General features: G+C 57.9%; 10 protein-coding genes. 2 read left to right on the top strand and 8 right to left on the bottom strand.

Annotated elements, in window-relative coordinates; genetic code table 11:
- Window positions 1-232 precede the first annotated feature (232 nt).
- Both AC1DSG_RS18615 and AC1DSG_RS18610 read right to left on the bottom strand, forming a co-directional pair.
- The gene (locus AC1DSG_RS18615; RefSeq protein ID WP_477792191.1) at window positions 233-1,150 is read right to left on the bottom strand and encodes a 1-aminocyclopropane-1-carboxylate deaminase/D-cysteine desulfhydrase; all 918 of its coding nucleotides are present in this window, start codon (window positions 1,148-1,150) and stop codon (window positions 233-235) included.
- A 150-nt stretch (window positions 1,151-1,300) separates the two neighbouring features.
- The gene (locus AC1DSG_RS18610) at window positions 1,301-3,340 is read right to left on the bottom strand and encodes an oxidoreductase (RefSeq protein ID WP_477792190.1); all 2,040 of its coding nucleotides are present in this window, start codon (window positions 3,338-3,340) and stop codon (window positions 1,301-1,303) included.
- Between the two features lie 209 nt (window positions 3,341-3,549).
- Here AC1DSG_RS18610 and AC1DSG_RS18605 point away from each other — a divergent pair, with 209 nt between their 5' ends.
- Window positions 3,550-4,680, top strand: coding sequence for a nitrilase-related carbon-nitrogen hydrolase (locus AC1DSG_RS18605; protein WP_477792189.1), 1,131 nt, complete (start codon window positions 3,550-3,552; stop codon window positions 4,678-4,680).
- A 3-nt stretch (window positions 4,681-4,683) separates the two neighbouring features.
- Window positions 4,684-5,724, top strand: a complete 1,041-nt coding sequence (locus AC1DSG_RS18600; RefSeq protein WP_477792188.1) for an AraC family transcriptional regulator — start codon at window positions 4,684-4,686, stop codon at window positions 5,722-5,724.
- 343 nt (window positions 5,725-6,067) lie between these two features.
- On the opposite strand, the gene AC1DSG_RS18595 is transcribed toward AC1DSG_RS18600, so the two are convergent.
- From AC1DSG_RS18595 to clpP, 6 genes are all read right to left on the bottom strand, one after another.
- The gene (locus AC1DSG_RS18595; RefSeq protein ID WP_477792187.1) at window positions 6,068-6,907 is read right to left on the bottom strand and encodes a DUF2242 domain-containing protein; all 840 of its coding nucleotides are present in this window, start codon (window positions 6,905-6,907) and stop codon (window positions 6,068-6,070) included.
- A gap of 229 nt (window positions 6,908-7,136) precedes the next feature.
- Window positions 7,137-9,008, bottom strand: coding sequence for a SurA N-terminal domain-containing protein (locus AC1DSG_RS18590; RefSeq protein ID WP_477792186.1), 1,872 nt, complete (start codon window positions 9,006-9,008; stop codon window positions 7,137-7,139).
- 233 nt (window positions 9,009-9,241) lie between these two features.
- Entirely contained in the window at window positions 9,242-9,514 is a 273-nt protein-coding gene (locus tag AC1DSG_RS18585) for an HU family DNA-binding protein (protein WP_002552737.1), read from the bottom strand.
- A gap of 152 nt (window positions 9,515-9,666) precedes the next feature.
- Window positions 9,667-12,063, bottom strand: a complete 2,397-nt coding sequence (lon, locus tag AC1DSG_RS18580) for an endopeptidase La (protein ID WP_477792185.1) — start codon at window positions 12,061-12,063, stop codon at window positions 9,667-9,669.
- Between the two features lie 161 nt (window positions 12,064-12,224).
- Window positions 12,225-13,508 (bottom strand): ATP-dependent Clp protease ATP-binding subunit ClpX, encoded by a 1,284-nt coding sequence (gene clpX, locus AC1DSG_RS18575; protein ID WP_007946893.1) that lies wholly within the window; start codon window positions 13,506-13,508, stop codon window positions 12,225-12,227.
- Between the two features lie 113 nt (window positions 13,509-13,621).
- Window positions 13,622-14,221 (bottom strand): ATP-dependent Clp endopeptidase proteolytic subunit ClpP, encoded by a 600-nt coding sequence (gene clpP / locus AC1DSG_RS18570; protein WP_477792192.1) that lies wholly within the window; start codon window positions 14,219-14,221, stop codon window positions 13,622-13,624.
- Between the last annotated feature and the right edge of the window lie 6 nt (window positions 14,222-14,227).

Genomic DNA, 14,227 nt, shown 5'->3' with positions numbered 1-14,227 from the left:
GCTCATAATGCACCTTGCCGAGGGCGTCTTCGCCGGCGAGCTGGAACACATGCTTGGCCAGGTCAACCGCCACGGTAGTGCAGGCCGCCAAATCGGCAGAAGACAAGGATTGATCAATCGAAGTATGCTTTTTCATGGACTCGCCCTCGCTGTCGTTGGCTGTTTAGACTGCCACCGTGGCGCATTGACGCCTCGGCTTGGGCGAGTCCATTCAATTACAGGGATGGCGTAGTTATTGAAACCCCCGACGGCCCTGCAAGCCGCCAGTGTGGATGAAGATCAAGCGTGTACCCTTTTTGAAATTTCCAGCCTCGACTTGCTGCTTGAGCATCAGCAGCGCTTTGCCGGTGTACAACGGTTCCAGAGGTATACCACTGGCTTGTTCAGTGTGATCAATGAAGTCGAGTAAAGGCTGTTCGACTTTGCCAAAGCCCCCACGACTGGCGTCGAGCAGTTCGTAGTTAAACAGCGCTGCACCCGCTTCTTGCAGAATCGATTCGACGTGTTGCGCAACACCGTGATCGTCGGGCACCGCCATCGCACCGTACACCTTGCGCTCGCCTGCCTCGGCCAGCACCAGGCCCGCCAGGGTGGTGCCGGTTCCGCAGGCCAGCCACCAGCCGTCGTAGCCGCCCCACCCCAGATCACCCAGCTGATCGTCGACGATGGCCTTCAATCGCATGCATCCGCTTGCACCTCGTAGGCCACTGCCCCCTTCGGGCACCTGGTGCAGATCGGGGTATTGCGCCTGCCAGGGTTGCCAGAAACCCGCTTCATGCCGCGCCCGGTAACCGCCATAACCCAACCAATGCAATTGCATACCGAATGCCTGCAAGTCCTTCACCGTCGGGGTTTCCTGCGGATGACCGCGCAACAGGCCGACGGTGCGGAACCCGAAGCGTTTGCCGGCGGCGGCCAATGCGTGCAGGTGATTGGAGTGGGCACCGCCCAGGCTGATGATGCCGTTGGCACCGGCGCGGTCGGCGGTGTGGAGGTGTTCGATGAGTTTGAACCACTTGTTGCCGCTGATCAGCGGGTCGATCTGGTCCAGGCGCAAAGTGGCGACTTCGATACCGGCGGTGGTGAGCCAGTCGAGCTTGAGGGGTTCGAGGGGGGGCTGGGGTAGCCAGTCGTTGGGAGGGAGGAGCATCGATGCCGGCTCTGGGTAAAGAGCTGGCATTCTAGACGCTCAGAGGCAGCCATCGCGAGCAGGCTCGCTCCCACAAGGTGTGTGAATTCCGCAAATCCATTGTGGGAGCGAGCCTGCTCGCGATAGCCATTGGCACGCTAGACCTGTTGATTACAACTCAGCAGCCAACCGCGACCCTTGGTTGATCGCACGCTTGGCATCCAGCTCCGCCGCCACGTCCGCGCCACCAATGAGATGCACGTTCTGCCCCGCTGCCACCAACCCATCCTGCAATTCGCGCAGCGGGTCCTGCCCGGCGCAGATCACGATATTGTCCACCGGCAACACTTGCGGTTCGCCGGCTTCGCCGATACGAATGTGCAGGCCTTCGTCGTCGATCTTCAGGTACTCGACGCTGTTGAGCATCTGCACCTGCTTGTTCTTCAGTCCGGTGCGGTGAATCCAGCCAGTGGTCTTACCGAGGCCGTCACCGACCTTGGATTTTTTTCGTTGCAGCAGGAACACCTCACGGGCCGGCGCATGCGGCTCGGCCTTGATACCCGCGACACCGCCGCGCGCTTCAAGGTGAGTATCGATGCCCCACTCTTTCCAGAATGCTTCACGGTCCTGACTGGTGGCCACGCCCTGGTGCACCAAAAACTCCGACACGTCGAAACCGATACCGCCAGCGCCGATCACCGCGACACGCTTGCCCACCGGTTTGCGCTCCAGGATCACGTCCAGGTAGCTCAACACCTTGGCGTTTTCCACGCCGGGAATCGCCGGGGTTCTTGGCGCGATACCGGTGGCGAGAATGATCTCGTCGTAACCGCCTTCGACCAATTGAGCCACGTCGACGCGGGTGTTCAGGCACACCTCAACATTGGTGGTCTGCAATTTGCGGTTGAAATAACGCAGGGTTTCAAAGAACTCTTCCTTGCCCGGCACGCGCTTGGCGACGTTGAACTGACCGCCGATTTCGCTGGCCGAATCAAACAGCGTCACCTGATGCCCGCGCTCGGCGGCTACCGTTGCAGCGGAAAGACCCGCAGGACCGGCACCGACCACGGCGATTTTCTTGATCTGCTGCACCGGCAAGTAGTTGAGCTCGGTTTCATGGCAAGCGCGCGGGTTGACCAGGCAACTGGTCAATTTGCCGCCGAAGGTGTGATCCAGGCACGCCTGGTTGCAACCAATGCAGGTGTTGATTTCATCTGCGCGACCTTCAGCAGCCTTGTTGACGAAGTCCGGGTCGGCGAGGAACGGCCGCGCCATGGACACCATGTCGGCGTCGCCTTCGGCCAGAATCTGCTCGGCCACTTCCGGGGTGTTGATGCGGTTGGTGGTGATCAGCGGAATGCTCACCGAACCGCGCAGCTTGGCGGTGACTTTGCTGAATGCCGCACGCGGCACCTTGGTGGCGATGGTCGGGATCCGCGCTTCGTGCCAGCCAATACCGGTGTTGATGATGGTCGCGCCGGCCTTTTCGATGGCCTTGGCCAAGGTGACGATTTCTTCCCAGGTGCTGCCGCCTTCGACGAGGTCGAGCATCGACAGGCGGAAGATAATGATGAAGTTCGGGCCGACCGCTTCACGCACACGGCGCACGATTTCCACAGGCAGGCGCATACGGTTTTCGTAGCTGCCGCCCCAACGGTCGGTGCGATGGTTGGTGTGGGCGGCGAGGAACTGGTTAATGAAATAACCTTCGGAGCCCATTATCTCGACGCCGTCGTACTCGGCTTGTTGCGCCAGGGTCGAACAGGTGACGAAATCGCTGATTTGTTTCTCGATGCCTTCCTCGTCCAGCTCTTTAGGCTTGAACGGGTTGATCGGCGCCTGAATCGCGCTTGGCGCGACTTGCTTGGGGCTGTAGGCATAACGCCCGGCGTGGAGGATCTGCATGCAGATCTTGCCGCCCGCTTCGTGCACGGCGCGAGTCACGATCTGGTGCTTGAGCGCTTCTTCCTCGGAGGTCAGCTTGGCCGCCCCGGAATACACCCCGCCTTCATCGTTAGGGCCGATACCCCCGGTGACCATCAGGCCAACGCCGCCACGGGCACGTTCGGCAAAGTACGCCGCCATGCGTTCGAAACCGCCGGGTTTTTCCTCAAGACCAGTGTGCATCGACCCCATCAGGGTGCGGTTGCGCAGTGTGGTAAAACCCAGGTCCAGCGGGGCCAACAGGTGCGGGTAATGAGCGGCGGCCATTTGTAACTCCACATCGAGCGATCACGGAAAAAGTGCAGGAGCTCTTTGGCTCCTGTCAGTCATGTGCCACAGACTAAGAGTCGCGCCGCTGTCACTCAATGACCGAAACTGACAACTTATTGATCCAAATGCGCAGCCCCCCTTGGCAAGTGCGCGCACGGGCCCTACCCTAGTCGCGAACCCTGCACACGGCCGTCGACTGCCCACCCATGCGCAAACTTCTGTACCTGACTTTTTCCATGGCGATCATTGCCGCCCTGACAACCTACGCCATGTGGGCCGCGGACCGACCCGTGGGCCATTACTTGTCTGACCTGCGCATCAACCTGGCCATCGATCAGGGCACACCCGCCGATCGCGGAAACCTGCTGGGCATCCAGCCCGAGCTGTTCCCGACCGACTATCAAAGCCCCGAGCGCTTGCATCGTAAACTCGCCGCCTATTTGCAGAACGCCCAGGATCAGGGCCTGCTGAATGACAAGACCATCGTCGTGCTGCCCGAACATGTCGGCACCTGGCTGATGGTCAGCGGCGAGAAAGATGAGCTGTACCAGGCTACGACGATCAAGGAAGCCATGAACTGGCTGGCAGCGAGCAATCCGTTGCAGTTCATTCGCGCGCTGATCAGCGCCGAGGGCGGCAACCGCCTCGACGATGCCCATTTGCGAATGAAAGCCAAAGGCATGGCCAAAAATTACCAAGCCCTGTTCGGCGGGCTGGCGAAGGAATTTAACGTCACACTGGTGGCGGGCACCATCGTGCTTCCGGAACCCAGCGTCATCGATGGCAGGCTGAAAATCGGGCGCGGCGCGCTGTACAACAGCAGTGTGATCTTTGGTCGCGATGGCCTGCCGATTGGACAGCCTCAACGCCAGATGCACCCTGTGTTCGAGGAGCCTGACGACGCCAAGGCCAATGACCAACCGGCACTCACCGTCATCGATACGCCAGCCGGACGCTTGGGCGTGTTGATCGGCAGCGACAGTTGGTACCCGGAGAATTACCGCAAGCTCGACGAACAGGGTGTACAACTGGTGGCAGTTCCGGCGTTCGTCGTCGGCCGCGATACCTGGGATAAACCGTGGCGTGGTTACCGGGGATTGCCGACACCCAAATCCGTCAGCCTCAAACCCGGTGAACTGAGTGAAGGTCAGGCCTGGCATCGCCTGACCTTGACCGCGCAACCGCCGAGCAGCCAAGCCATCGCCGGGATGAGTGTGTTCCTGCGCGGCCAGTTCTGGGATCAGGGCAGCGCCGGGCAAAGTTTTCTCAGCAACAACGGTCAACAGTTCGCCGACGGCAATGCCCGTGGTGCGCGGTTGCTGAACCTCTGGTTGTAACCCATGAAGCCGTTGCCGATGCGCCTCGGGGATTTGTCGGTAGGTTTCGTCCATAGCCTGGCCGATGCGGTGCACAGCCACGGCGTAGACCCTCAACCGTTGCTCGATCAATACGGCCTGGATGCGGCACGGTTAGCAGAGCCCGGTGCCCGGCTGTCCATCCCGCGCTACATGCGCCTGGGCCACGGGGCGATTCAACTGACGGAAGATCCGGCACTGGGTTTGCGCATGGGCCAGCTCTGTCGCCTTAGCCAGGCCGGTCTGGCGGGCGTCACGGCCGCCCAAGCGCCGACGGTTCGCGAGGCCGCGCGCTGCCTGATTCGTTTCGAAGCCTTGTACGGTTCCAACTATCGCGGTCAGTCGAGCTTTCATGAGGACACTCAGGGTGCGTGGCTGCGCTTCTACTCCATCAGCCCGTACAACGCCTATAACCGCTTTGTCGTGGACTCGATCATCGCCGGCTGGTTGCAGCAATTGTCCAGCCTGAGCCCTGCCCCGCTGCGCGCTGAGCGCATCGAGATCGAATTCGAGGCGCCGGACTACCGCGAGGCCTATGCCCTGCTGGGCGATTGCCCGATCCAGTTTGGCGCCGAACACAAYCAACTGCGTCTGAGCCTGACCAGCCTTGCCCAACGCAACCCGGTGCACTGCCCGAGTACCTGGCGGCATTTGCTGCAACTCTGCGAACGGGAACTGGAGCAACTGACACGCACCCGCAGCCTGCGTGAACGCATCACTCAGTTATTGGGGCCGTTACTCAATGGTGGCCGGGAACCCGACCTCGAAGAAGTGGCGGCACGCCTAAAGCTGCCCACCTGGACCTTGCGCCGCAAACTGGCCGAAGAGGGCACGCAATTTCGCGCAATTCTCAACGACACTCGTCGCGACCTGGCCATGACCTACATCCGCGATACCGAACTGGCGTTCGGAGAAATCGCCTACCTGTTGGGTTTCGCTTCAGCTGAAGCGTTCCAACGGGCTTTCAAACGCTGGAATGGCCAGACACCCGGCGAGTTTCGCCGCAGTCATCGCCAATCCGCTTGACGCTTACAGCTCGGTAGCGTCTTCGGCGGGTTCCAGCGGGTCCAGTTCAAACGCCTGATACTCGAGCAGCTCTTCTTGATAATCGTCCATTTTTGAATCCCCCAGCGCTCGTTTAAAAAATGTCTGAATAAATGACCAAGGCCCTGAGCATAAAGTGCCCCTGTGAAAGAAAAATGACTCAGGCGCACCGCTCAACGGCTACTTGATAAAACGTAGCAGGCGGCCAGGAATTTATCACCGGTTTTTTTCGATAGAGGCTGTAGGACTACGGCCTGGCTGATGCAGATCAACGTAAAGCGCCTACGGGATCGGTGTCATTTGACCCGACCCCGTCAGGAATCGATTACTGACCAGAAACCGGCATGGCCGGAATTGGCTCGCTTGGCGGCGGCAAGTCCGACTGCGGTGGCGGTGTGACCGCTTCCAGGGCTGGTGCCGGCTCGCTAATTTGCGCAGGGGTGATCGGCGCGGTTTCCGCCGGTGGTGCAAACGGTTCCGAGGCTACTGGGGCGGGGGCAGGTTCGGCAGCCGGGGTTGGGGCTGGCGTTGGTTCTACCGCAGCCGCCGGCGGTGCAGGTGCAGGTGCAGGTGCCGCTTGGGCCTCAGGCACGCCCAGGTCGGTTTTCGGCTTCTCGACGATGTGCGCGGCCTTCTTCGCTTCCGGTGGCAGGAACAATTCGACCAGAGTGAAAAAACGTTCGTAGAATTTGGCCGAGGAAACGGTTTCGCTGGCGACCTTGACCATCGAGTCGTCGGAGGAACCAATGGGCATCGATACCGAGCCCAGCACGCCGACGCCCAGACTGGCGGAGTTATTGGTTTTCTTCAGCGCATAACGGTCTTGCAAGGCGTTGGCGAACATGGTCGCGTGGTGACCGTCGCTGCCGTCATCGGCACAGACCACACTGAAACTGATCTCCATGTGCGTCTCGCCGGTCTGCTGGAAACTCTTGTGCCCGCTGATCAGCTTCGGGTCGCTGCTGGTAATGATGTAACCCTGGCTGAGCAAGGCACGGCGTGCCGCTTCGCAAGTCTTCGCATCAGTCACGGGGTAGTTGCGCGAAAAGGTGCCGGAGTCGGCGAAGTTCTCATGCTCATAGATCGCGGCTTTTTTGGACGAGCAGCCGGCAGCGGCGAGCACCAGTGCCAGCCCGACGAGACGCATGGGAATTGATTTAAACATTGAACATCCTGAGGAAAACGGTCCGGGGCGTATTGTGCAACAGATCGATGCTTAGCGGCGCATCGATTAGTGTCTTGAAACAGTTACACGTGTAAAGACTGCCATTGAGGCGAAAAGGTCGATCCACGCCTGCTTCCGGCGACGGATAACCGTTTTACCGGACTTTCAGACACAAAAAACCCCGGCTTTTCGGCCGGGGTCTTTGTGTCGCGACACGTTCAATCAAGCATCAATAACGCTTGATATCAGCTTCGCTTTCCAGCTGCTTGCGATAAGCCGCAAAGTCTTGCTGGCCAATACGCGAGGCGAGGAAGCGACGGTATTGAGCCTTCTCTTCTTCGGTCGGCGCGGCCGCTTCGTTCACGTTGTTCAAACGCACGATCACCAGGCTACCATCGGCCAGGGTCACGTTGCTGAACGTCGGTTTGTCCTTGGCGGCAGGCTTGGGCATCCGGAACAGCGCTTGCAGCACAGTTGGGTCGACCCCTTCCTGAGCGCGGGTAGCCGCTTCGGTCACTTTCCAGTTCTGGCCATCAATTGCTGTGTCCAGCGGAGTCTTGCCGTCACGCAGGCTGGCAATCAGCTGTTCAGCCTTGGTCTTGGCGGCAGAGCTGGCGTGCTCCTTGGCCAATTGCGTGCGGATGGCGACGTTTACGCTTTCCAGCGGCAGTTGTGCGGGTTTCAGGTGTTCCTTGGCGCGCAACACGATCACGGTTTCCGGATCGAGTTCGATGGCGGTGCTGTTGGCACCCTCATCCAGCACTTCAGGACTGAACGCCGCGGCAATCACCGCACGGTTGGCCGCAATGCCCTCACCGCCTTCACGACCAAACGGCTTGGAAGTGTGAACGTTCAGTTTCAGGTCTTGCGCCGGCTGGGCCAGATCGGAGGCTTCGAACGAGGCATCTTCCAGTTGCTTGGTCGCTTCGACGAAACGCTGCTCGACTTGCTGGGTTTTCAGCTCACGGGTCAGTTTGTCTTTCAGACTGGCAAACGTCGGCACTTCAGGTGCTTCCACACCCAACAGCTTGATCAGGTGGAAACCGAAGTCGGTACGAACCGGCTCGGAGACTTGATCCTTGGCCAGCGAATACAGGGCTGTTTCGAAGGCTGGGTCGTAGACACCAGGACCTGCGTAGCCGAGGTCACCGCCGTTGTTGGCCGAACCCGGATCCTGGGAGAACTCTTTGGCCAGGGCCTCGAATTTCTCGCCTTTGGCCAGACGCGCCTGCACTTCTTCAATCTTGGCCTTGGCTTGCGCCTCGGTCATTTTGTCATTCACTTCGATCAGAATGTGCGCAGCCCGACGCTGTTCGGACAGGTTCGCGATTTCTTTCTGATACGCCTCTTGCAGGTCTTCGTCCTTGACGGCGACCTGATCAAAGAAGGAAGCCTTCTTCAATTCCAGGTAATCGATGATCACCTGATCCGGCGTCATGAATTCCTTGGCGTGTTCGTCGTAGTAGGCTTTGACTTCTTCGTCAGTCAGCTTCACAGACGCCGGGTCAACCTTGACATTCAGGGAAGCGAAATCGCGGGTCTGTTTTTCCAGACGGGCGAAGGCCAGCACCTGAGCGTCGGTGACGAAACCGCTACCGGCCAGGCCAGCGCGAAGCTGACCAATCAGCATTTCCTGAGCCAGCATCTGGCGGAACTGCATACGGCTGTAACCGAGTTGACGGATCACCTGATCGAAACGCTCAGGGCTGAACTTGCCGTCGACCTGGAATTCAGGTGTCTGCAGGATCACCTGGTCCAGAGCGGCTTCGGAGAAAGCGAATTTCGAGTCTTGTGCGCCTTGCAGCAGCAATTTGCGATCGATCAAGCCTTTGAGGGCCGATTCGCGCAGCATTTTTTCATCGAGCAAGGAAGCGTCGAAATCTTTGCCCAGTTGTTGCATAAGCTGGCGGCGTTGCATATCAACCGCCTGGCTCAGCTCGTTCTGGGTGATTTCTTCACCATTGACCTTGGCCGCGTCATTGCTGCTCGTGGTGGCCTGAAAAATGGCGTCGAAACCGGTCAAAGCCATCAGTGCAACGATGACCCCGATAATGGTCTTGGCAATCCAGCCTTGTGAATTGTCCCTGATATTCTGCAGCATGCGTCCCCCAGAAACGGTTGAACTTCAAAATTAGGCAACCGTGGAGCGTGGGTAGAATCCGGATAGAAGAAAGGCGCATCCGGGGATGCGCCTTCTCGTAACTGGCGGAGCGGATCGAAGGATCGAACGTGCGACCCTCGGTGTCTCGGACCGGCAACTTGCCGACTGGACTACCGCTCCGCTGCCAGGTCAGGCATGACCCTGACCCGGATAGGCAAAAACCTGAATCGAACTTAGTTGACAGCTTCTTTCAGTGCTTTACCGGCTTTGAAACCTGGTTTTTTGGCTGCTGCGATTTCCAGTGTCTTACCGGTCTGAGGGTTACGACCAATGCGAGCTGGACGATCAGTTACGGAGAAGGTACCGAAACCAACCAGAACAACAGAGTCGCCAGCCTTGAGAGCGCCAGTGACGGATTCGATTACAGCGTCCAGCGCACGGCCAGCAGCAGCTTTCGGGATATCAGCGGATGCAGCGATAGCATCAATCAGTTCCGACTTGTTCACTCTAAGTCCCCTTATATCTATTTGAGTATGATTCTAAGTTTTTTTGGTGAAAGCAAAAAACGTGTGTGCTGAATGGCCTACAGACACTTAAGAGCCGCTTTATAACAAGGGCTCTAAAAAGCTGTCAAGGAAGCCCCCCAGGCAAATGCGTACTAATGCGTGCTAATTCTTTCCTTAGAGTCAGACTCGCGTTTTTCATCCTTTGCAACTATCTCTGGAACCACATCAGGCAAGGGCTCCGGCGCGTATTGCAGCGCAATTTGCAGGACCTCGTCAATCCATTTAACCGGTTTAATCTGCAGATCTTGCTTGATATTGTCCGGAATTTCCTTGAGATCGCGTACGTTCTCTTCAGGAATGATCACGGTCTTGATTCCACCACGGTGAGCCGCGAGCAGTTTTTCTTTCAAGCCGCCAATCGCCAGCACCTGACCACGCARGGTGATTTCRCCMGTCATGGCGACGTCCGCWCKYACCGGAATSCCRGTCAATGCCGAYACCAGGGCCGTGCACATGCCYACACCGGCGCTAGGGCCGTCCTTCGGGGTCGCCCCTTCCGGCATGTGGATATGCGTGTCGCGCTTCTCGTGGAAGTCCAAGGGAATCCCCAGGCTCTTCGCACGGCTGCGGACAACGGTCAGCGCAGCGGTGATCGATTCGACCATCACGTCGCCCAGGGAACCGGTCTTGATCAACTGGCCTTTACCCGGTACGACAGCGGCTTCGATGGTCAGCAATTCGCCACCCACCTGCGTCCACGCCAGCCCGGTCACCTGACCGATCTGGTCCTGCGATTCGGCCAACCCATAGCGGAATTTACGTACGCCCAGGAAGTGTTCGAGCATCTCGGCAGTGACTTTCACCGAGAAGCGTTTTTCCATAGCATGCTCTTTGACCGCCTTGCGGCACACCTTGGCAATCTGGCGCTCCAGCCCACGCACACCGGCTTCGCGGGTGTAGTAGCGGATGATGTCGCGGATCGCTTCGGCGTCGAATTCCAGCTCGCCTTTCTTCAAGCCGTTGGCAGTAATCTGCTTGGGCGAGAGGTATTTGACGGCGATGTTGATTTTCTCGTCTTCGGTGTAACCCGGCAGGCGAATCACTTCCATCCGGTCCAGCAACGCCGGTGGGATGTTCATGGAGTTAGAGGTGCACAGGAACATTACATCGGACAGGTCGTAATCGACTTCCAGGTAGTGATCGTTGAAATTGTGGTTTTGCTCAGGATCGAGCACTTCCAGCAATGCCGACGCCGGATCGCCACGCATGTCGCTGCCCATTTTGTCGATTTCATCGAGCAGGAACAGCGGGTTGCGGACGCCCACCTTTGTCATCTTTTGAATCAATCTTCCTGGCATCGAACCGATGTAAGTACGGCGATGGCCACGAATTTCAGCTTCGTCACGTACGCCACCGAGGGCCATGCGCACGAATTTGCGGTTGGTGGCGTGAGCAATCGACTCTGCCAGCGAGGTTTTACCCACGCCCGGAGGACYGACCAGGCACAACACCGGGCCACGAATTTTCTTCACGCGTTTTTGCACGGCGAGGTATTCGAGGATCCGCTCTTTGACTTCTTCCAGACCGTAGTGGTCGGCGTCGAGAATGTCTTCGGCGCGCGCAAGGTCCAGACGCACTTTACTCTGGGCCTTCCACGGCACCTGAACCAGCCAGTCGATGTACGAACGCACCACGGTCGCTTCCGCGGACATTGGCGACATTTGTTTCAGCTTGTTCAGTTCACCCTGGGCTTTGGCCAAGGCGTCTTTTGGCAGGCCGGCGGCATCGATGCGCTTTTTCAGCTCTTCGATTTCGTTGTGGCCTTCGTCGCTGTCGCCGAGCTCCTTCTGAATGGCCTTCATCTGCTCATTCAGGTAGTACTCGCGCTGACTGCGCTCCATTTGTTTTTTGACGCGACCGCGAATGCGTTTTTCAACTTGCAGCAGGTCAATTTCGGCATCCAGCAGCGCCAGAACGTGCTCGACCCGGGCCGACAAATCGATGATTTCGAGGATTTCCTGCTTCTGCTCGATCTTCAGGGCCATGTGCGCGGCCATGGTGTCGACCAGGCGGCCTGGCTCGTCGATGCTGTTGAGCGACGACAGGACCTCAGCCGGGACTTTCTTGCCCAACTGCACATATTGTTCGAACTGAGCCAGCAGGCTACGCACAAACACTTCCGACTCGCGCTCAGGCGCGTCGACTTCGTCGATCAACGAGACTTCGGCACGGCAGTGGCCGTCCACTTCGCTGAAGCGCTCCACAGCGCCCCGCTGCTCGCCTTCGACCAAAACCTTGACCGTGCCATCAGGCAGCTTGAGCAGCTGCAGAACGGTCGCGATAGTACCTACGCGATAAAGAGCATCTTCACCGGGATCGTCGTCAGCAGGGTTTCTCTGAGCCAGCAGAAGGATCTGCTTGTCGCCCGTCATCGCTGCCTCGAGGGCTTCGATGGATTTCTCGCGCCCCACGAACAGCGGGATAACCATGTGCGGATAAACCACAACATCACGCAATGGCAGGAGAGGCAATTCGATGGTTGTCTTCATGATTTCGCCTCTACGGCGGCCATAAGGCCGTAAACAGATGGAAGTAAGCTTGAAACCAAGATGGGGGCTGCCTTCAAAAAAAACAAGCACAAAGACAGGGATAAAAGGCAGTAAAAGCAAAGGGGCCCGAAGGCCCCTTCTTTGTTCCAGCTGCGTGACGCTTAGGCGTCTGGCGCGGCCTTGGCAGCAGGCTCACTGTTTTCGTAGATATACAGTGGCTTGGACTTGCCTTCTATAACGCTTTCATCGATCACTACTTTACTCACCTCGGACTGCGAGGGGATTTCATACATAGTGTCGAGCAACACGCCTTCGAGAATCGAACGCAGTCCACGGGCACCGGTCTTGCGTTCCAGGGCACGTTTGGCGACCGATTTCAGCGCGTCGGCCCGGAATTCCAGGTCCACRCCTTCCATCTCGAACAACTTGGCATACTGCTTGGTCAGGGCATTTTTCGGCTCGGTGAGAATCTGCATCAATGCAGCCTCATCAAGCTCGTCCAGCGTGGCAAGTACCGGCAGACGACCAACGAACTCCGGGATCAGACCGAACTTGACCAGATCGTCAGGCTCGACTTCACGCAGGGACTCACCGACTTTCTTGCCTTCTTCCTTGCTGCGCACTTCCGCGTTGAAACCAATGCCGCCCTTGGTGGAACGGTTTTGAATAACCTTTTCCAGACCGGAGAACGCACCACCGCAGATGAACAGGATGTTACGGGTGTCGACCTGAAGGAATTCCTGCTGCGGATGCTTGCGACCACCTTGAGGTGGTACGGAAGCGACCGTGCCTTCGATCAACTTGAGCAGGGCCTGCTGCACGCCTTCACCGGAAACGTCCCGGGTGATCGACGGGTTGTCAGACTTGCGCGAGATCTTGTCGATCTCATCGATGTAGACAATGCCCATCTGGGCTTTTTCTACGTCGTAATCGCACTTCTGCAGCAGCTTCTGAATGATGTTCTCGACATCTTCACCCACATAACCCGCCTCGGTGAGGGTGGTTGCGTCGGCAATGGTGAACGGAACGTTCAGCAAACGAGCGAGTGTTTCGGCAAGCAGGGTTTTACCCGAGCCTGTCGGGCCGATCAGCAAGATGTTGCTCTTGCCGAGTTCGACGTCGTCATTCTTTTTGTCACGCTGGTTCAGGCGCTTGTAGTGGTTGTACACCGCTACTGCCAGAACCTTTTTCGCACGCTCCTGACCAATCACGTACTGATCAAGGATGCCGCTGATTTCTTTAGGCGAAGGCAATTTATGCGCGCTGCTTTCGGCCTGGGCTTCCTGCACCTCCTCACGGATGATGTCATTGCACAGGTCGACGCACTCGTCGCAGATAAAGACCGAGGGGCCGGCAATCAATTTACGCACTTCATGCTGGCTTTTGCCACAGAAGGAGCAATAGAGCAGCTTGCCGTTGTCCTCGCCGTTGCGGGTGTCAGTCATTCGTTCGATCCAAATCCGATAGGCTTGCAACACAAGATGAAGGCTATTGCGGGCTTTTTCAAGCCCGCCGGTGATCAGACCAGCCGACCAACCCTATTTTGAGCTGCTTATTTTTAAGCCGGGCGCTGGGTGATCACTTCATCGATCAACCCGTAATCACGCGCAGCTTCTGCACTCATGAAGTTGTCGCGATTGGTATCGCGCTCGATTTCTTCAAGAGTACGCCCGCTATGCTTGGCCATCAGCGTGTTGAGACGCTCACGAATGAAGAGGATTTCCTTGGCATGGATTTCGATATCCGATGCCTGGCCCTGGAAACCGCCCAGTGGCTGGTGAATCATCACACGCGAGTTCGGCAGGCAGTAACGCTTGCCTTGGGCACCGGCCGTCAGAAGAAACGCACCCATGCTGCACGCTTGACCGATACAGGTGGTCGACACGTTTGGTTTGATGAACTGCATGGTGTCATAGATCGACATACCCGCCGTCACCGAACCGCCCGGGGAGTTGATATAGAGATGGATGTCCTTGTCCGGGTTTTCCGCTTCAAGGAACAGCAGTTGCGCACAGATCAGGTTGGCCATGTAGTCCTCTACCGGACCAACCAGAAAGATCACTCGCTCCTTGAGTAGGCGCGAGTAGATGTCATAGGCGCGCTCGCCACGAGCAGATTGCTCGACAACCATCGGGACAGCAGATTGCTCGACAACCATCGGGAC

The sequence above is a fragment of the Pseudomonas sp. P5_A12 genome (assembly GCF_056400685.1).
This window is presented reverse-complemented; position numbering and strand designations above follow the sequence as displayed.